This is a genomic window from Mesorhizobium sp. M0040, from assembly GCF_040323505.1.
Taxonomy (GTDB): domain Bacteria; phylum Pseudomonadota; class Alphaproteobacteria; order Rhizobiales; family Rhizobiaceae; genus Mesorhizobium.
Genome location: NZ_JAMYVA010000001.1, coordinates 186,166 through 202,611 on the forward strand (window position 1 = coordinate 186,166; position 16,446 = coordinate 202,611).

18 protein-coding genes and 1 pseudogene are annotated in these 16,446 nt (G+C 63.5%); 8 read left to right on the plus strand and 11 right to left on the minus strand.

The features are described from left to right. Window positions 1–12 precede the first annotated feature (12 nt). Window positions 13–1,197 (minus strand): pyridoxal phosphate-dependent aminotransferase, encoded by a 1,185-nt coding sequence (locus NKJ91_RS00910; RefSeq protein ID WP_352454082.1) that lies wholly within the window; start codon window positions 1,195–1,197, stop codon window positions 13–15. An 83-nt stretch (window positions 1,198–1,280) separates the two neighbouring features. Here NKJ91_RS00910 and NKJ91_RS00915 point away from each other — a divergent pair, with 83 nt between their 5' ends. From NKJ91_RS00915 to denD, 4 genes are all read left to right on the plus strand, one after another. Continuing rightward, a complete protein-coding gene (locus NKJ91_RS00915; RefSeq protein WP_352454083.1) occupies window positions 1,281–1,967 on the plus strand; it encodes a GNAT family N-acetyltransferase in 687 nt (228 codons plus the stop codon). Window positions 1,968–2,081: 114 nt separating this feature from the next. Beyond that, complete coding sequence (locus NKJ91_RS00920; protein ID WP_352454084.1) at window positions 2,082–3,065, plus strand: cation diffusion facilitator family transporter; 984 nt, start codon at window positions 2,082–2,084, stop codon at window positions 3,063–3,065. A gap of 62 nt (window positions 3,066–3,127) precedes the next feature. After that, window positions 3,128–3,334 carry a hypothetical protein gene (locus tag NKJ91_RS00925; RefSeq protein WP_031211377.1) on the plus strand — a complete coding sequence of 69 codons (207 nt, stop codon included), beginning with the start codon at window positions 3,128–3,130 and terminating at the stop codon, window positions 3,332–3,334. A gap of 1 nt (window position 3,335) precedes the next feature. Continuing rightward, window positions 3,336–4,307, plus strand: a complete 972-nt coding sequence (denD, locus tag NKJ91_RS00930) for a D-erythronate dehydrogenase (RefSeq protein ID WP_023675419.1) — start codon at window positions 3,336–3,338, stop codon at window positions 4,305–4,307. 171 nt (window positions 4,308–4,478) lie between these two features. On the opposite strand, the gene NKJ91_RS00935 is transcribed toward denD, so the two are convergent. The 4 genes from NKJ91_RS00935 to NKJ91_RS00950 all read right to left on the minus strand — a co-directional run bounded on the left by NKJ91_RS00935 (window position 4,479) and on the right by NKJ91_RS00950 (window position 8,482). Next, a complete protein-coding gene (locus tag NKJ91_RS00935; protein ID WP_023675420.1) occupies window positions 4,479–5,630 on the minus strand; it encodes a nickel/cobalt transporter in 1,152 nt (383 codons plus the stop codon). After that, on the minus strand, window positions 5,627–6,295 hold the full coding sequence (locus NKJ91_RS00940) for a DUF1007 family protein (RefSeq protein ID WP_023675421.1): 669 nt from the start codon (window positions 6,293–6,295) through the stop codon (window positions 5,627–5,629). Before NKJ91_RS00940 ends, NKJ91_RS00935 begins: the two co-directional genes overlap by 4 nt. 86 nt (window positions 6,296–6,381) lie before the next feature. Continuing rightward, window positions 6,382–7,281: a LysR family transcriptional regulator gene (locus NKJ91_RS00945; protein WP_023675422.1), complete on the minus strand. Its 900-nt coding sequence runs from the start codon at window positions 7,279–7,281 to the stop codon at window positions 6,382–6,384. A gap of 1 nt (window position 7,282) precedes the next feature. After that, on the minus strand, window positions 7,283–8,482 hold the full coding sequence (locus NKJ91_RS00950; RefSeq protein WP_352454085.1) for an amidase: 1,200 nt from the start codon (window positions 8,480–8,482) through the stop codon (window positions 7,283–7,285). A gap of 563 nt (window positions 8,483–9,045) precedes the next feature. Here NKJ91_RS00950 and odc2 point away from each other — a divergent pair. Next, window positions 9,046–10,179 (plus strand): ornithine/lysine decarboxylase, encoded by a 1,134-nt coding sequence (odc2, locus tag NKJ91_RS00955; RefSeq protein WP_352454086.1) that lies wholly within the window; start codon window positions 9,046–9,048, stop codon window positions 10,177–10,179. Between the two features lie 208 nt (window positions 10,180–10,387). Further along, a complete protein-coding gene (locus NKJ91_RS00960) occupies window positions 10,388–11,002 on the plus strand; it encodes a GNAT family N-acetyltransferase (RefSeq protein WP_352454179.1) in 615 nt (204 codons plus the stop codon). Window positions 11,003–11,056: 54 nt separating this feature from the next. On the opposite strand, the gene NKJ91_RS00965 is transcribed toward NKJ91_RS00960, so the two are convergent. Then, window positions 11,057–11,341, minus strand: a complete 285-nt coding sequence (locus NKJ91_RS00965; RefSeq protein ID WP_352454087.1) for an SCP2 sterol-binding domain-containing protein — start codon at window positions 11,339–11,341, stop codon at window positions 11,057–11,059. Window positions 11,342–11,543: 202 nt separating this feature from the next. Between NKJ91_RS00965 and NKJ91_RS00970 the strand changes: the two are divergent. Further along, a pseudogene (locus tag NKJ91_RS00970) lies at window positions 11,544–11,744 on the plus strand (chloride channel protein); the annotation flags it as partial. 57 nt (window positions 11,745–11,801) lie between these two features. On the opposite strand, the gene NKJ91_RS00975 reads toward NKJ91_RS00970, so the two are convergent. Next, the gene (locus NKJ91_RS00975) at window positions 11,802–12,812 is read right to left on the minus strand and encodes a nucleoside recognition domain-containing protein (protein WP_352454088.1); all 1,011 of its coding nucleotides are present in this window, start codon (window positions 12,810–12,812) and stop codon (window positions 11,802–11,804) included. 118 nt (window positions 12,813–12,930) lie between these two features. Between NKJ91_RS00975 and NKJ91_RS00980 the strand changes: the two genes are divergently transcribed. Next, complete coding sequence (locus tag NKJ91_RS00980) at window positions 12,931–13,383, plus strand: Lrp/AsnC family transcriptional regulator (RefSeq protein WP_023675430.1); 453 nt, start codon at window positions 12,931–12,933, stop codon at window positions 13,381–13,383. A 245-nt stretch (window positions 13,384–13,628) separates the two neighbouring features. Here the strand turns inward: NKJ91_RS00980 and NKJ91_RS00985 are convergent, their stop codons facing one another. From NKJ91_RS00985 to NKJ91_RS01000, 4 genes are all read right to left on the minus strand, one after another. Then, on the minus strand, window positions 13,629–14,189 hold the full coding sequence (locus NKJ91_RS00985) for a GNAT family N-acetyltransferase (protein ID WP_352454089.1): 561 nt from the start codon (window positions 14,187–14,189) through the stop codon (window positions 13,629–13,631). A gap of 200 nt (window positions 14,190–14,389) precedes the next feature. Then, window positions 14,390–14,749 (minus strand): GNAT family acetyltransferase, encoded by a 360-nt coding sequence (locus NKJ91_RS00990; protein WP_352454180.1) that lies wholly within the window; start codon window positions 14,747–14,749, stop codon window positions 14,390–14,392. A 6-nt stretch (window positions 14,750–14,755) separates the two neighbouring features. Continuing rightward, window positions 14,756–15,937 (minus strand): arabinose transporter, encoded by a 1,182-nt coding sequence (locus tag NKJ91_RS00995; RefSeq protein ID WP_352454090.1) that lies wholly within the window; start codon window positions 15,935–15,937, stop codon window positions 14,756–14,758. Window positions 15,938–15,977: 40 nt separating this feature from the next. Further along, a complete protein-coding gene (locus NKJ91_RS01000; protein WP_352454091.1) occupies window positions 15,978–16,412 on the minus strand; it encodes a lipocalin-like domain-containing protein in 435 nt (144 codons plus the stop codon). Between the last annotated feature and the right edge of the window lie 34 nt (window positions 16,413–16,446).

The following is a 16,446-nucleotide window of genomic DNA, read 5'->3' on the forward strand; positions in this document are numbered from 1 at the left end:
TTCGTCGTACCCTCACTTTGCCAGAAACGTCTCGATCCGCTCCAGCGCGCGCAGGATGTTCTCTTCGGAATTCGCGTAGGACAGCCTGACATAGCCTTCGCCGAGAATGCCGAAATCGGGGCCGCCGATCAGCGCCACGCCGGCATCCTCGAGCAGCGCCGAGGCGAGCTTCTTGGCCTTCCAGCCGGTCTTGGAAACATTGGGGAAGGCATAGAAGGCGCCTTTCGGCGTAATGCATGAAACGCCCGGCAAGGCATTCAACCCCTCGACCACGACCTTCCTGCGGCGGTCGAAGGCGCGCATCATCTTGTCGACGTCGTCCTGCGGGCCGTCGATGGCGGCTATGCCGGCATACTGGCTCGGCGCGTTGACGCAGGACCAGCAATTGACCGCCAGCTTGCGCACCTTGTCATAGAGATGCGCGCCCTTGTCGCCGTTCGGCCAGATCGACCAGCCCATGCGCCAGCCGGTCATCGCCCAGGTCTTCGACCAGCCGTTGAGCACGATGAGCCGGTCGCGGATTTCGGGGAAGGCGAGCAGCGAGCAGTGCGTCTCGCCGTCATAGGTCATCACGTCGTAGATCTCGTCGGAGAGGATGGGGATGTCCGGGTGCGCTTCCAGCCCCTTGACCAGCTTCTCGATCTCGGCGCGGGGGGTGACGCCGCCGGTCGGGTTGGCGGGCGAGTTGAGGATCAGCAGCCTGGTCTTCGGGGTGATCAGCGCCAGCGTCTCCGCGGCCGAAAAGGCAAAGCCGTTCTCCTCGCGCATCGGCACCGGGATGGGGGCAGCACCGGTGAACTCGATCATCGAGCGGTAGATCGGAAAGCCGGGATCGGGATAGAGGATTTCGGCGCCCGGCTCGCCGAACATCAGGATCGCCGCGAACATGGTCGGCTTGCCGCCGGGCAGGATCATCACCACTTCCGGCGAGACTTCGACGCCGGTGATGGCCAGCGTGCGGCGTACCACCGCTTCGCGCGTCGCCAGCAGGCCGTTGGCCGGCGTATAGCCGTGATGGCCATCGCGCAGCGCCTTGATCGCGGCCTCGACGATATGCTGCGGCGTCTTGAAGTCGGGCTGGCCGATGCCGAGATTGACGATGTCGCGGCCTTGATGGGCAAGTGCCGTGGCACGCGCCAGCACCGCGAACGCATTTTCCTCGCCGAGGCGGTCGAAGGCCGAAATCGTGTGGAGCATTTTTCCCGTCCGTGTGGTTCTTTCAGCGAGCGTGCGTTTTTGTGAGCGTCCGCCCGCAAAAGTCAAACGGATTGGAGTTTTCGGTGTCGGAAAATCTCAAGAATTGGCAACCGCGCCCGCGGCCCGAACGCAAGGTGCTGGAGGGGCGAACTGTCAGGCTGGAGCCGCTCAATGCCGAAAAACACGGCGACGGTTTGTTCGAGGCCTCGTCTGTGGCCGATGTCGACGGCCGCTTCGCCTGGCTGCCAGACTACCCGCCGGAGAGCCGCGCCGCCTTCCAGCCATGGCTGGACAAGGCGGAAGCCAGCGAAGACCCGCTGTTCTTCACGGTCATCGACAAGGCCAGCGGCAAGGTCGCCGGGCGTCAGACGCTGATGCGCATCGACGCCACCTACGGCGTCATTGAGATCGGCAACATCTATTGGGGCCCGCTGATCTCGCGAAAGCCGGCGGCGACGGAAGCGCAGTTCCTGTTCATGAAGTACGTCTTCGACGAGCTTGGCTACCGCCGCTACGAATGGAAATGCAACAACCGCAACGAGCCGTCGAAGCGCGCGGCGGAACGTTTCGGCTTCAAGTTCGAAGGCATTTTCCGTCAGCATCTTGTGGTCAAGGGCGAAAACCGCGATACCGCGTGGTATTCGATCATCGACAAGGAATGGCCTGATCTGCGCAGAGCCTATGAGGCGTGGCTCGATCCGGCCAATTTCGACAGCGAGGGCCAGCAGAAGCGGCGGCTCGAGGATTTCCGCGCCGAGTTCGGCGCCTGACCATGCTCCCGAAAAGTGGTATCCGGTTTTCGGAAAAGATCATGGTCAAATAAAAAGATAGAGCCTCCATCCCGATTCTGCCGGGATGGACCAGGCTCTAGCAGGAGCTCATAGATGGCGCATACCCACGACCATGCTGCGCAGGGCCACGACCACAGTCACGGTGCCGGGCATGTGCACGGCTCGACCGACAAGAAGCGCGTGCTGATCGCGGCCTGCCTGACCGCAGGCTTCATGGTCGTCGAAGCGCTTGGCGGTCTCTTGACGGGATCGCTGGCGCTGCTGGCGGATGCCGGCCACATGCTTGCCGATTGCGTCGCGCTCGGCCTTGCCTGGTATGCCTTTCACCTTGCGAGCCGGCCGGCGACCGTGCGCCTCACCTACGGCTTCGGCCGGGTCAAGACACTGGTCGCCTACACCAACGGCATCGCCATCTTCGCCATCGCGCTGTGGATCGTCTACGAGGCTCGGGGCCGCTTGCAAGCGCCGGCTCCGGTGCTCGGCGAGCCGATGCTGGTCGTCGCGATGGCCGGCCTGCTGGTCAATCTCGGCTCGTTCTACGTGCTGCATGGCGGCGACCGCGGCAGCCTGAACATGCGTGGCGCCATCCTGCATGTGCTCGGCGATCTGCTTGGCTCGGCGGCGGCGATCGTGGCGGCGCTGGTGATCCTGGCGACGGGCTGGACGCCCATCGATCCGATCCTGTCGGTGCTTGTCGCGCTGCTGATCCTGTCCACGGCCTGGTCGCTGATGCGCGAGGCAGCTCACGTCCTGCTCGAGGGCGTGCCGGCAAGCCTCGACCGCGACCTGATCGCCAGGGACATCGAGGCGACAGTCAAGGGCGTGCGCGAGGTGCATCACATGCATGTCTGGTCGCTCGACGGTTCCAGCAACATGGCGACGTTGCATGCCTGCCTCAATGACGGCGTCGACGCGCATATGGCGGTAAGCGCGATCAAGAAGCGGCTTGCGCAGGAGCACGGCATAGCCCATGCCACCGTCGAACCGGAATTCGGCCGATGTGCCGACAGCCATGAGCATGATGGCGAGCACGATCACGCGCATGATGCGGCACCGCACCGCGGCCATTATCACTGACTTCGGGAGTTCCTGGCATTGGCAACGATCGACATGAACTCTCGCCACCCTGGCGCCGCGTGATGGACCGCGACACCCGCAATGCGGCGATCGGCGCCGCCTGGATTTTGCTGCTGTTCGGCATCGCAGCCTATTATCTTCCAACGGTGATGCTGGCGGTCGGCAAGGTCTCGACGGTTCTTGCCGGCGTCGTCGCGGCGATCTTTATGGTGGCAATCTTCGTCGTGTTCTGGCTGCGTAGCCGCAGCCAGCGCAAAAAAGGAAAGTGACATGCGCATTCTGATTACCGGCGCGGCAGGCATGGTCGGCCGCAAACTCATCGCCAGGCTGGCCAAGGACGGGACGCTCGGCGGCCGCAAGATCGCCGCGCTCGATCTTCACGATATCGTGCCGCCGCAGGCGCCGGTGCTCGAAGGTGTCAGCATTACCCTCCACACCGGCGACCTTGCCGCACCGGGAGCGACCGCAAATCTGGTCGCGCCGCGCCCCGACGTGATCTTTCATCTCGCCGGCGTGGTGTCGGGCGAGGCGGAGGCCAATTTCGATCTCGGCTACCGCGTCAATCTCGACGGCACCAGGGCGCTGTTCGATGCCGTTCGGCTGGCCGCATTTGCGCCGCGCGTCGTGTTCACCTCGTCGATCGCCGTGTTCGGCGCACCGTTTCCCGACATCATTCCGGACGAGTTCCACCCGACGCCGCTGACCTCCTACGGCACGCAGAAGCTGATCGGCGAGGCGCTGCTTGCCGACTATACGCGCCGCGGTTTCTTCGACGGCATCGGCATCAGGCTGCCGACCATCTGCGTCAGGCCGGGAAAGCCGAACAAGGCGGCCTCAGGGTTCTTCTCCGGTATCATCCGCGAGCCGCTGAGCGGCCATGAAGCGATCCTGCCGGTGCCGCGCTCGGTCGTCCACACACACGCCAGCCCGCGTTCGGCGGTGAATTTTTTGATCCATGCGGCTCAGATCGACGGCGCCGCCGTCGGGCCGCGCCGCAACCTGACGATGCCGGGCGTCGCCGTCAGCGTCGGCGAGCAGATCGAAGCGCTGGAACGTGTCGCCGGCGCCAAGGCGGTGAAACTGATCCGCGAGGAGCCCGACGAGACGATCTGGGCGATCGTCAAGGGCTGGCCGACGCGCTTCGAGGCGCGGCGCTCGAGGGAGCTTGGCTTTGCCGCCGAGACGAGTTTTGATGAGATCATCCGCGCCCATATTGAGGATGAGCTGGGCGGCAGGATTTAACGTGGCGCCGTCTTCCTTCTCCCCTTGGAGAAGGTGGATTGGCGCGCAGCGCCAAGACGGTTGAGGGGTGCTGGACGGAGCGCTGTTGGCGCCAAGCTGGAACACCCCTCATCCGTCGCCTTCGGCGACACCTTCTCCCACAAGGGGAGAAGGGAGAGTCGCGCCTGGACGTCACCCGCCGGTCGTCAGGCTGGCCGAGAGCAGCAGCAGGCCGAACAGGAAGACGAAGGCGGCGCCGCCGATCTCGACGATCGAATGGATGCGGTTGCCCATGCGGCCATCGCCGGCGAAATACACCGCCCAGTTCTTCGCGGTCACCGCAAGCGTCGCCAGAGCCGAGACGGTGATTGCGGTGCCGAGCGCCATGGCCAGCACCGAAAGGATGCCGCCGAACCACAGCCCATTCAGCAAGGCGAAGCTCAGGACGATCAGCGCGCCTGAACAGGGGCGGATACCGACGGCAGCCACCGCCGACCAGGCCGTGCGCCAATCGAAGCGATCACCGGAAAGCAGCGCCGGGTCGGGCGCATGCGAGTGTCCGCAGGTGTCGCAGACCTCGCCCGCCGCATGGCTGTGGTGATCGTGTGCAGCATGGGCGTGGTGGTGGTCGTGGGCGCCGTGATCGTGATGGTCATGCGCATGATCGTGGTGGTCATGCGCATCAAGCGCGTGGGAATGTGCCGCATGGGCATGTGAATGGCCGGCATGTGAATGGCCGGCATGGGCAGCCGAGAGGCTGTAGCCCGGATTTGCGCCGAACAGGCGAAGGATGGCCGGGCCGGTCTTGCGCCACAGCAGCCAGGCGCCGAACAGAGTGACGAAGACATAGCTCATGATTTCGAGGAACCATGCGGCGTCTGTCATCGAGACAGCAGTGCCGCGCAGCAAGAAATAGGCGACCAGCATCACCACGATCGCGGTCAGCGCCTGCAGCAGGGCCGAGACGAAGGACAGCATGATGCCGCGCCGGAGCGCCACTTCATTGGCCACCATGTAGGAAGAGATCACCGCCTTGCCGTGACCGGGGCCGGCGGCGTGGAAAATGCCATAGGCAAAGGACAGGCCGATGAGCAGCCACAACTTGCTACCGTCCTGGCGCATCGCCTTCATCGCGCCGGCAAGCGCATGATAGAATTCCTGCTGGCGCAGATTGATCCACATCAGGATGTGGGCGAACGGGCCGGTGGTTGGGGCCGTCCCGTCATTGGTGCCGATGCCGAGCGAACTCTGGGCGTGGGCGGAGCCGAGGAAGTGCGTCATCACCAGGGTGGCGGCCAGAAGGCCGATGGCCAAACGCAGGGACGGTTTCGTCACTGGATCTATCCTTCCGGCTGACAGGTAAGTTCGAGCTTGGTGGCGAAGATCTTGCTCATGTCGGTGCCCGTCGGATCATTGAAGAACGCGTCGGTCAGGGTCTTCTGGTTCTGGGCGATTGCCTCGTCCGGGTTTGGGCGGATGACCTTGCTGGTGCAGGTCGAGGGCAAGCCATCGACCTGCAGATTGGCATCCTCGGTGAAGTCGATCGCGGTGTAGAAGGTCGGGTCGTAGACGCCGATATCGATCTTGCCGTTGAGCTTGATCGGCACCTTCGGTTCGGATTCGAACAGGATGATGAGCTGGTCATTGTCGAAATTGGCCATCAAATGCGGCGGTGGGTTCATCGCCACGTCCTTGCCGTCGACAGTGACGAGCTGGAAATAGTTGAACTCGGCAAGCGAGGCATGGACGGTGTCCGCAACATCCTTCAACTCCTTGTCATCGAGTTTCAGGTCGGAATTCTTGTCGAACTCCATCATCACCGTGCTCGAAAACAAATCGTCGAAGCGCCAGAGATGACGCAATGACTTCACGGTTTGGTGATCCGGGCCGAGGACCACTTCGAGGCGGGCTTCGGCGAAGACGTGGGGATGCACCTCAGCCGGCCCGACGGCGGCAAACGTCGCGGTCAAGGCCGAGGCCAGCATGATGGCTTGCTGTTTCAGGTGCATTCTCGGTCGCGATTCAATCGGCTTCGGTGAATTGCCGACAGTTACCAGAAAGGGGGCGAAAATGGGACCGCAAGGCGGCTGAAAGCTCATGCGTTGTCCAGCGCCTTGAACCACTGCACCAGGAAATCGACAAAGACACGAACTTTTGCAGGCAGATAGCGCCGGTGCGGATAGACGGCGAAAATGCCGCCGCCGGGCAGAATGCGGTCATCCAGCGCAGTCACCAGCTTGCCGCTTTCGATGTCGGGCGCGGCGATGAAATCCGGCAGGATGGAAAATCCCAATCCAGCGACGGCGGCCGCCCTCGCCGCCATCGGGCTGTTGACCTCGATCGGGCCAGAGACCGAAACACTCACCGTATCGGCACCGTCGCCCTTGAACGGCCAGTTGGTGAGCCAGCGGCCATTGGTGTCGATGATGCAGGGCACGCGGGCAAGGTCTTGCGCCCTGACCGGCATGCCGTGCTTGGCGATCAGTTCGGGAGACGCGCAAAGCCGTACCGAAAATGGCGCCAGGCGCCTGGCGATCAGCGAGGAATTTTCCAGCCGCGAAATGCGCACCGCCAGATCGAAGCCCTCCTCGACCAGATCGACGAAACGGTCGTCGAGATGGATGTCGAGCACGATGTCGGGATGCTGCTTGGCGAAATCGATCAGCGACTGGCCGATCGGCGCGTCGGCAAACGTGCGCGGCGCCGACAGCTTGATCCTGCCGCGCACGTCGCCGGAGGATTCGCGCACCGCATCGGCAAGGCTGTCGACCTCGCGCACGATCTCCGAGGCGCGCCGGTAATAGGTGTGGCCGGCCTCGGTCAGGGAAAACTGCCTGGTGGTGCGGTTGAGCAGCAGCGCGCCGAGCTCGTCCTCTAGCTCGCGCACATATTTCGACAATAGCGCCTTCGAGCGGCCGATCTTGCGCGCCGCCGCCGAAAATCCTTCGGCCTCGACCACGTCGATGAAGGCGCGCATGCGGGTCAGCGTATCCATGTCATGCGCCTCCTTGGTGGGCCGAAAGGATGCGGGCGGCCAGCGCAATCAGCTGCCGGTCGCGGTTCTTCGGGCCGAGCAGCGAAAGACCGAACGGCGCCCCGCCGGTCTTGCCGAGCGGCAGCGTGATTTGCGGAAAACCGGACAGGCCGGAAAGGCAGAGCAATCTCAGCGCCCGCTCGCGATAGGTCTGCAAATCGTCGAATGACGCGGCCTTGAGCGGCGCGGCACCGGGAGCGGTCGGAAGCACAAGAACGCCGTCCTCGCCAAGCAGGTCGCCAAGCTCGAGGCGAAACGAAACGCGACGTTCCGTTTCGTGCTGCGCGGTTGCCGGACCGATGGTCGCGCCATGCTCGAAGCGCTCCTTGACGCCGGGTCCCAGCATGCGGTCGCCGCCAGCGATCCAGGCGCCGTGGCTTTGCCAGGCTTCATAGCCTTGCAGCTTACGGAAGCACCAATAAAGATCGTCGGTGGAATGCGACAGCGGGCCAACGCTGCGCGGTGCGCCCAGCACCGAAGCGACACTGCGGAGCATGGCGCGATATTCGTCGGCCTCGTGCGGGCCGAGCACGAGGCCGTCCAGCGCAGCGAGAGTGACGGGGCGTCTCAGTTCGTGGGAATGCGGATCGTCGCCGAGCAGCACCGTGCCGACCTTTTCGTAGATGACGATGTCGCTTGCGAACCAGCCGAACGTGTCCAGCGAAGGCGCCAGCGGCATGGCGCCGTCGAGCGGGATGCGGCCATGCGTCGTCCTGAGGCCGATCAGGCCGCAGAAGCTTGCCGGCGCTCGGATCGAGCCGCCGGTGTCCGATCCGGTTGCAATGTCGGCCAGCCCGCCGGCGACTGCCGCGGCAGAACCGGAGGACGAGCCGCCGGTGACGCGGTCGGGTGCTGCCGGGTTGATGGGCGACGGGAAATGCGCGTTCAGCCCGAGCAGGGAAAATGCGAGTTCGTCGGTCTGCGTCTTGCCGACGAAGCGGGCGCCCGAATCAAGCAGCGCCTGGACGGCCGGCGCGGTCGCCATGGCCGGTGAAGCGTCCCGGTACTTCTGCGGGTTGCCGCAACCGGTGCGATAGCCGGCGACGTCGAAGATATCCTTGACGGCCAGCCGCAAGCCGGCAAGCGGGCCGGATTGCGCATTGGTAACAGGGACTTGATCAAGATCGAGAAAAGCGTTCAGCGGGCCGCGAGTGCCTGTCATGCGTTCGATATCCGGATGTGCTTGCCGCAGCATTGTTCTTCTGGTTGCCGCAGCATTGTTCGATGCCACAAATTTTACAACCTGCCATACGATTTTTATTGATTGTGAAATCTTTCGATCTTATATCGCGCTTGCCCAAAGTCGCACGTGCCTGTGGGTGTCCGCCGATCCTCGAATGGTGAGGGATATCGGTAAGGTAACTGGAGCCAACCCCTCCAGTCGGTTTAGCGGCCAACCGCCAGACCGAGGACACCTTGAAGCAACGACGGTGCGGGCCTTTCTGGTGTTCTGCCGGTCGTCCAAAGACCGGGGTTACTGAAGAGGCACACCTTCATTGCCGGCAGTGCGGACGGGTCTCCCATCCAAGCCAAGGCAGACAAAGCGAACCGAGGCCGGGCAAGGCCAAGGTTCACCGCCGCGAGACGGCGTTTCATGGTTCCGGGGTCTCCACCGGCTGGTTCCATGGATTTCCGTCCCGCCTTTGTCCACCGCGTGTTCGCGAGGCCGAGAGCCCGCGTCCGCAAGCCTTTGTGCGCGCCGAAAGGCGCTGATGGAGAGACCCGATGGCTACCCAGCGCATCCTTGACTTTCTCGCCACCCGACGTCCGAACGGCCCGTGCCTCGTCGTCGACCTCGATGTCGTGCGCGACAATTTCCGCGCCTTCGAGAAGGCGCTTCCCGATTCCAAGATCTACTATGCGGTGAAAGCAAATCCGGCGCCGGAAATCCTGCGCCTGCTTGCTGCGATGGGCTCGTCCTTCGACGCCGCTTCCGTTGCCGAAGTCGAGATGGCGATGGACGCCGGTGCGCCGGCGGACCGCATCTCCTTCGGCAACACCATCAAGAAGGAGCGCGACATCCAGCGCGCCTACCAGCTCGGCATCCGGCTGTTTGCGGTGGACTGCGTCGAGGAGGTCGAGAAGATCGCCCGCGTCGCTCCCGGCGCCCGTGTGTTCTGCCGCGTCCTGACCGACGGCGAGGGCGCCGAATGGCCGCTGTCGCGCAAGTTCGGCTGTGTGCCGGCGATGGCGGTCGACGTGCTGCGCCATGCCAAGGCGCTCGGCCTCGACGCCCATGGCGTATCATTCCATGTCGGCTCGCAGCAGACCGACCTGACCGCCTGGGATCGCGCGCTGGCCGACGCCAAGAAGGTGTTCGCGATGCTGGCCGACGAAGGCATCGTGCTGAAGATGGTCAATATGGGCGGTGGTTTCCCGACCCGCTATCTCAGGGATGTGCCGGTGGCGCAGGCCTATGGCCAGGCGATCTTCTCGGCGCTCAGGAAGCATTTCGGCAACGCGATCCCCGAGACGATCATCGAGCCGGGCCGCGGCATGGTCGGCAATGCCGGCGTCATCAAGTCGGAAGTCGTGCTGATCTCGAAGAAAGCCGACAACGACAATGTGCGCTGGGTGTTCCTCGACATCGGCAAGTTCGGCGGTCTCGCCGAGACCATGGACGAGGCGATCCGCTATCCGATCGTCACCGCGCATGACGGCAGCGAGACCGCGCCTTGCGTGCTCGCCGGCCCGACCTGCGATTCGGCCGACGTGATGTACGAAAAAACGCCGTATCCGCTGCCCTTGTCGCTGACCATCGGCGACGAGGTGCTGATCGAGGGCACCGGCGCCTACACGACGACCTACGCCTCGGTCGCCTTCAACGGCTTCGAGCCTCTCCGATCCTACGTGATCTGAGGGCTCGCAAGAGTTGCTCAGATCATCCCCGGTGGGCGCCTGTCGCCCGCCCGGGCTCGCCTGTGGAACAATCCGCTCGTGAAGGATCGCGGAAATGGACATTGCAGATCTCATCGTTGAAGGCGTGGGAATCTCCCCCCTCGAGGGGGAGATGGCCGCGAAGCGGCCAGAGGGGGTCGGTTCGACTGGACTCGGCCTCCTGCCGCAGATGGAGGCCGGCGCTTCACGCGCGACAACCCCCTCTGTCGCCTTCGGCGACATCTCCCCCTCGAGGGGGGAGATTGCCGGCGCCTTTGCCATCACCGCCGAAACCGCCGCCGACATTGGCGCTCGCGAGGCTTTGCTCGATCGCGCCATGGGGCCGAAGCGCCGGAAGAAGTCGTCGGAAAAGCTGCGGCGCGGCCGCCGGCCTTCGGAGGGCCTGGCCTTTGTCGCGCGCGATGCGTCGGGCACTGTTGCCGGCACGGTGCGGCTGTGGGACGTGGTGCTGGGCGAGGGCGGCACGGCAGCGCTGCTGCTCGGCCCGCTTGCGGTCGACCCGGCGCTGAAAAATGCCGGCATCGGCTCGGCGCTGATGCGCCATGCGGTCACTGAGGCCGAGCGGCTTGGCCATGCGGCGATCCTGCTGGTCGGCGACGCGCCCTATTACGAGCGCTTCGGGTTTTCGGCCGCAAAGACCGGCTCGCTGGCCATGCCGGGGCCTTACGAGCGGCACCGCTTGCTGGCGCGGGAACTGGTTGTCGGCGCGCTCGACGGCGCGCAAGGCACGCTGAAGGCGGCAGGGCGCAAGCTGAAGGCGCAGGGGCTGCCGCTCGCTGCCTGATGGTTCGAAGCAAGCCGCCCGCCATCGTGCGGCGGCTTGTTTCACCTCAAGCGATCAGCCGATCAGCTGGCTGAGCGCCATGGCGACTGTCATGTCGCCTTCGACCTTTATCTTGCCGGACATGAAGGCCATCGTCGGGTTGAGATCGCCTGATATCAGCGAGTCCAGGTCGTCGAGCGACAGCTTTATGGTGCAATCGGCCGGCGCATCGGTAGTCGAGACATCGGCGCCGTCGATGACGACGACGCCGTCGCTGCCGGTGTCGAATTTCACCGAGCGATCGAACCCGGCACTCGCCACGCGCGACCTGATCTTGTCGGCAATCTCCTGAACGCTCATGGCGGTTCTCCTCGTCTCGTTGCGTTTGTCGCGCCTTGGCGCTTCGACCTGGCCGAAGTCGCATGGCTGGTTTTACAGCCACGGCCGCCGGCGCATATAGCTTCGGGTTGACGTTTACGTCAACGCGGCTCCCCGAGCTGAGGATGGGCTTTATCGCCGCAGCATCACGCGGGCATGGTTGCCGGTGCTGTCCTTCGCCAAATTCATGGATGCGGTGCTGGTGCCGAGCATGAACGTGCAATCGGCGGCCGAGACCTTCCAGCGCGCCGGCGCCGAGGAATTGGCGGTGGTCGAGGATTTCACCGACCGCAAGGTTGTCGGGCTGTTGACCGAAGGCCACCTGATGCGGCGCTATGCCGAAGAACTCGACAAGGCGCGGCGCGATCTGTCGGGCGAGGGGTAGCCGCGTCCTCTCGCGATAGCGATGCGACACACATGTCGGCTGCTGTGTAAGGAGGGCTCACGTCAACGGCCCGCTAATCGCCGGCTCCGAAATCCGATTGCGCGGACTGTCTTCTTCCTTGTGGAAGAGTGTCTTGAAGAAAAGAACGTCGGGAACCGCCTTGATTACTTTTGCGATCACGGCGGTCGCGAGCACGGCAAACGCTAGGCGACCGAGAAGCACGCTCGTAACATCAGCGCCAAGTGTGACAACGACCAACGTATCCTCAATGAGGCTGTGGGCAAAACCCATGAACACGCAGGCAAGGAATATCTGACGCGGCTCCGCGCTAGGCGTGCGCGCCTCGCGGATCAGCAGTCCTGCGCCATAGGAAATCCCGAGAAACAGGCCAACAGCGGCGAAAGGTACCGTCTGCTTTTCGATGCCGGCGAGCCGAAAGAGCGGTGCAAGCCCTCTGTTCATCCACTCCAAAATGCCCGACATCTTGAGAAGCTCGATCACCCAGCTCAGCGCAAGCAGAACAACGAGCATGATGCCCAGGGTTTTGAGCGTACCCAGGAGAAAGCCGCCCCAGTCGGTGCTTTCATTCGTCGGCATCCACGCCGGCTTCACCGGTCCTGACAGCCATCCGGTCACGGCGAATATCTGATGCAGAAGGACAGCAAAGACCAAACCCCCGCCAATACGAAGCGCCGCGGTGACCAGGAAGCTCGGCCCGGCCCTCTGAATGATCCGTTGCTCGATCGGAATGGCATGTGCAAACAGCAAGAGAGCCGAAAGAACCGTCATGTCGGCAGTGCTGAGCGCCGAAACCGGAACCAAGGTGAATACGATCACAAGCGCGCCCCAGATCCCGACCAGCAATCCCGTCAGCCAGGCAAAGGCGAGTTCAGGTGGCAACCCCACCTGCAACATGAGCGGGGAGAAGAACGGAGAAATCGCCTGGATGACGCCAAGGTCCTGCAGCAGCCGCGTGGCAATCGCAACCGGAACGATCACGCGAACCAGTTCCCAATAGATTTCAAGCGTCTCCAATGTCTTGCGATAGAAGGCGGCGCAAATTGCCATCATGCTGCTCCATCATCCCTGGAGCCATCTGAGTAGCGTGAGACGCTTCGCATTTGTGGTCAAAGTTTGCGATTCCGTGCAATAAAATTGCAACGCACCGACGATGAGCGCGACCGACATGGACAAGATCGACAGAAGGCTTCTCAACCTGCTCCAGGATGATGCCTCACGAACTAACGCCAAACTGGCGGGGTTAGTCGGGCTTTCCCCTTCGAGTTGCCTGCGCCGCATACGACGACTGAAGAAGAGCGGTGTCATCAGCCGCGTTGTCGCGCTTCTCGCACCGGCAAAGGCTGGCCGGGGCTTGAAGGCGATCGTCGCCGTCGAACTGGAGCGTCATGGTGAGCAGTATATGAGGGACTTTCTCGAGTTGGCCGCTCAGGAACCGGCCGTCACTCAGGCCTACAGTGTAAGCGGCGAAACCGACGCCGTCCTCATGCTCCGCCTGACGGATATGGAAGAGTTCGATGCGCTGTGCGAGCGACTGTTCCGAGACCGAAGCAACGTCGCGCGATACCACACGATGTTCGTGATCCGAACGGCCAAAGAAGTGACCGCAATTCCACTGTAGTGTTCGGGTTGCGATAGACCTGCCGGGCCGCGAATTCAGCGGCCCGGCGGAGAAACTTTACGAACATTTCTATATGCCGAAAGGGGGTAGTGAAGGCAGCTTGGAGGCAACGCCTCGCGCACGCGAGGACAATCGCCAGCGCCGAATGTCGGAATTGGGCGCCAGCTCGACGCATTTCATGGCGCCTCCCTCACGCCCAGGCATGAAGCTGTCCTTGTTGGCTCAAGGAGAATTTGCATGCGCGGTCATTGCTTATGTGGCGCTATTGCCTTGAGCGGCAGCAGGTAGGCGATGATCTGCTGATCGCCGAGTGCTGGATCAAAGCCAATAATGTCGGAGGCGAAAAGGTCGTGGGCGGGGCCTCTCTCGAAGCCAAGGCTTTCATACAGCTTGCATGCAGACGTCATGAACGAGGCAGTGTGAAGTGCAAGGCCGCCTGAGCCCTGCAGACGCGCTTGCAAGACACACCATTCGCAAAGCGCGCGGCCGTATCCGCGGCCCTGTGCCGAGGGAGCAACCGCGAGGGTCCTGAGGCCTGCCAGCCCGGGCGGCCAGCCCATGCCGTCAAAGGCGGCATCGGCGTAGTAGGTGACCGTCCCGACGAGGCGTCCCTCGACTTCGAGCACCGCGACGCTGGCTTTCGCCCAACGCCCCGCGACATCCCGCGCATCCTTGACGTAGGGCTCGAAGATGTGCGGTGCCAGAACGGGCCGTAACGATGCGAAAGCCTCTGAGACGAGCAACCCAATTCCATCCAGTTCCTGACGGCTTGCCAGGCGGACGCGTGGCTTGGATGCGATCTGCATGCATGTCCTCACTGCTCCAGTAATTCGACCGTATGTAGGGCTCCCTCCGGCTGGCTGGACTTCGCCCGGCTTCGGCCGTCGGCCGCATCCCGCAGCGCGATTCACCCGGAGAGGTTCGCCTGCCACAATAATGACCGGCAGCAAGATTCCAATGGACCTGAGCCGTCGAGCCGCGACGACGAGTTAATCGGCGGAGCACCTCAAACTTTCGGTAACAGTTTGCTCATGCTTATGCGCTCCTCGACCTCGTATCCGCACTTTCGGTAGAACCCAAGAACCGTCGAATTGGAAGCGACAATCTGGAGGTTGATCTTTATGCAACCAAGGCCGGCGAGCCGCCTTTCGGCCTCATGGATGAGGGCCTCGCCGATCCCTTTTTGGCGATGGGACTGCAAGGTAGCGATGCGCGATATCCACCCTCGATGGCCGTCATACCCGGCCATGATCGATCCGACGACCTGATCGGCCGCTATCGCCACCAAAAGCAGGTTCGGCTGATGCCTCAGCTTCTCGCGAAGCGGGAGCGATCGTAGTTGCGCGACATCTCGAGCCCAGACTATCCGGCTCTATAGTGGAGCGATACGGCGACCCAGCAGCAGAGCGATGCCCAACGCCGGAAGCGTCGCCGTCGCGACGGCGAAGAAGACGAATTGCAGCCCGGCCGACCCAGCGACCAAGCCGAGCGCCGGACTGCCGAAGCCGAGCGCCACGTCGAGGAAGACAGTGTAGAGTCCCATGGCTAGGCCGCGGCTGCGTGGTGGAAGATGGCTTACGGCCTCGGCACCGAAACCGGGATAGACCAGCGAGTAGCCGAGGCCAGTCAGGCCCGCTCCGATGGCGGCGAGAACGGGCCCGGGCGCAAGCCAGATCAGCATCAGCCCTGCCGCCTCGACCGCCACGAAGATCACGGCGACGCGCGCGCCCCCTAACCTGTCAGGCAGGTGGCCGAAGCACAGCCTTGCCGCGATCAGCGACGCGGCATAAGTGGTGAAGGGAAGCCAGACCGGCTGCCAGCCGCGTTCGGCAAAGAGCAGCGCGCCAAAGGACAGGATTGCGCCATAGCCAAGGCTGCTGAAAGCAGCTCCGACGCCGGGAAGCCAGACCGCTTGCGCCACGCTCGTCCATGACTGTCGCGCGGCGCTCGCGGCGAGGCTGGTGCCACGCATAGGCAGGATGGCAAGCAGCGTCGCAAGCGGCAGGCCGACCGTCGCGAGTGCGATCGCGGCGAAGCCGCTCGCCGCGTAAAGCGCAGATCCGATCGGCGCGCCTAGCGCGAGCGCCGCGAACATCGCCGTGCCCACCCAGGCTATGACCTTTCCGGAGTTCTGTCCGCCCGCAAGGGAGAGGCCCCAGGCGACGCCGCCGGTGATGATGAAGCTCTCAGACGCGCCCAGTACCGCCCGGCCGGCGAAGAGCGCCGATGCGGACGCTACCGGCCGGTCGAGCAATGCCAGCGAGCCGAGGTAAATGAACCCCGCCAGGGCAGCGGCAATGAGGCCGACGATGACGGCCCGCTTGCCGCCGCGCCCATCGGCATAATTTCCGGCTCCAATGCGCGACAGCATCGAGGCGACGAACTGGCTGCCCGTCACCAGCCCGACTGCGAAGGGGCCGAAGCCGAGCTGCTGGTGAAGATGCAGCGGCAGGACGGGTAGCGCCAAGCCGATCAGGAGGAAGCCGGCGAAGACAGCCGCCATGATTGGCACCAGTTCCGCCATCGCGCCATTTCGGTCAGAAGTCCGCGCCATTGTGGCCACCGATAACACTTTGACAGCCGGGCTGTTCCGATCAGTAACGTTCGTAGGTCACGCGCCAGCCTTCGGCCGGATTGTCCGGCGTCAGGACCAGTTTGTTGTCCGAGACTTCGAATTTGCGTTTCATGCTCTTCCCGACAAGGTTGCGGACCAGGGAGGACTCGATCGTGATGACGAAGGTCTTGTCCTGGTCGTTGATGGCGACCGGCCCGTAATAGGCTTCGTAGCCATTCGCCGTGTAAGGCGTGTCCGGCGCCTTAGCGTCGGGGTTCTGGGCCTGCACCGAGAGGGTGCCGGCCTCGGTGAAGATGACCTGGCCGGAATATGGCACGGGCTTGAGGTTTCCCTCGGCACCGGTCTCGAGCGACCTCATGCGCCATGCGCCGATGATCGGGGACTCTTGGGAGAAAGCCGGCGTGGCGACCGAAAGCGCAAGCGCAAGGGCAGCGATCTTCAATCTCATCGTCATATGTCGTTGTTCCTTTTCTGATTTGTGGGTGCGG

What these genes read in the sequence shown, in the direction of transcription:
- NKJ91_RS00920 (WP_352454084.1), top strand. Translation starts at nt 2,082, where the DNA reads ATGGCGCATACCCACGACCATGCTGCGCAGGGCCACGACCACAGTCAC.
- denD (WP_023675419.1), top strand. Translation starts at nt 3,336, where the DNA reads ATGCGCATTCTGATTACCGGCGCGGCAGGCATGGTCGGCCGCAAACTC.
- NKJ91_RS00910 (WP_352454082.1), bottom strand. Translation starts at nt 1,197, where the DNA reads ATGCTCCACACGATTTCGGCCTTCGACCGCCTCGGCGAGGAAAATGCG.
- NKJ91_RS00995 (WP_352454090.1), bottom strand. Translation starts at nt 15,937, where the DNA reads ATGGCGCGGACTTCTGACCGAAATGGCGCGATGGCGGAACTGGTGCCA.
- NKJ91_RS00980 (WP_023675430.1), top strand. Translation starts at nt 12,931, where the DNA reads ATGGACAAGATCGACAGAAGGCTTCTCAACCTGCTCCAGGATGATGCC.
- NKJ91_RS00945 (WP_023675422.1), bottom strand. Translation starts at nt 7,281, where the DNA reads ATGGATACGCTGACCCGCATGCGCGCCTTCATCGACGTGGTCGAGGCC.
- NKJ91_RS01000 (WP_352454091.1), bottom strand. Translation starts at nt 16,412, where the DNA reads ATGACGATGAGATTGAAGATCGCTGCCCTTGCGCTTGCGCTTTCGGTC.
- NKJ91_RS00950 (WP_352454085.1), bottom strand. Translation starts at nt 8,482, where the DNA reads ATGACAGGCACTCGCGGCCCGCTGAACGCTTTTCTCGATCTTGATCAA.
- NKJ91_RS00925 (WP_031211377.1), top strand. Translation starts at nt 3,128, where the DNA reads ATGGACCGCGACACCCGCAATGCGGCGATCGGCGCCGCCTGGATTTTG.
- NKJ91_RS00965 (WP_352454087.1), bottom strand. Translation starts at nt 11,341, where the DNA reads ATGAGCGTTCAGGAGATTGCCGACAAGATCAGGTCGCGCGTGGCGAGT.
- NKJ91_RS00985 (WP_352454089.1), bottom strand. Translation starts at nt 14,189, where the DNA reads ATGCAGATCGCATCCAAGCCACGCGTCCGCCTGGCAAGCCGTCAGGAA.
- NKJ91_RS00940 (WP_023675421.1), bottom strand. Translation starts at nt 6,295, where the DNA reads ATGCACCTGAAACAGCAAGCCATCATGCTGGCCTCGGCCTTGACCGCG.
- odc2 (WP_352454086.1), top strand. Translation starts at nt 9,046, where the DNA reads ATGGCTACCCAGCGCATCCTTGACTTTCTCGCCACCCGACGTCCGAAC.
- NKJ91_RS00975 (WP_352454088.1), bottom strand. Translation starts at nt 12,812, where the DNA reads ATGGCAATTTGCGCCGCCTTCTATCGCAAGACATTGGAGACGCTTGAA.
- NKJ91_RS00960 (WP_352454179.1), top strand. Translation starts at nt 10,388, where the DNA reads ATGGAGGCCGGCGCTTCACGCGCGACAACCCCCTCTGTCGCCTTCGGC.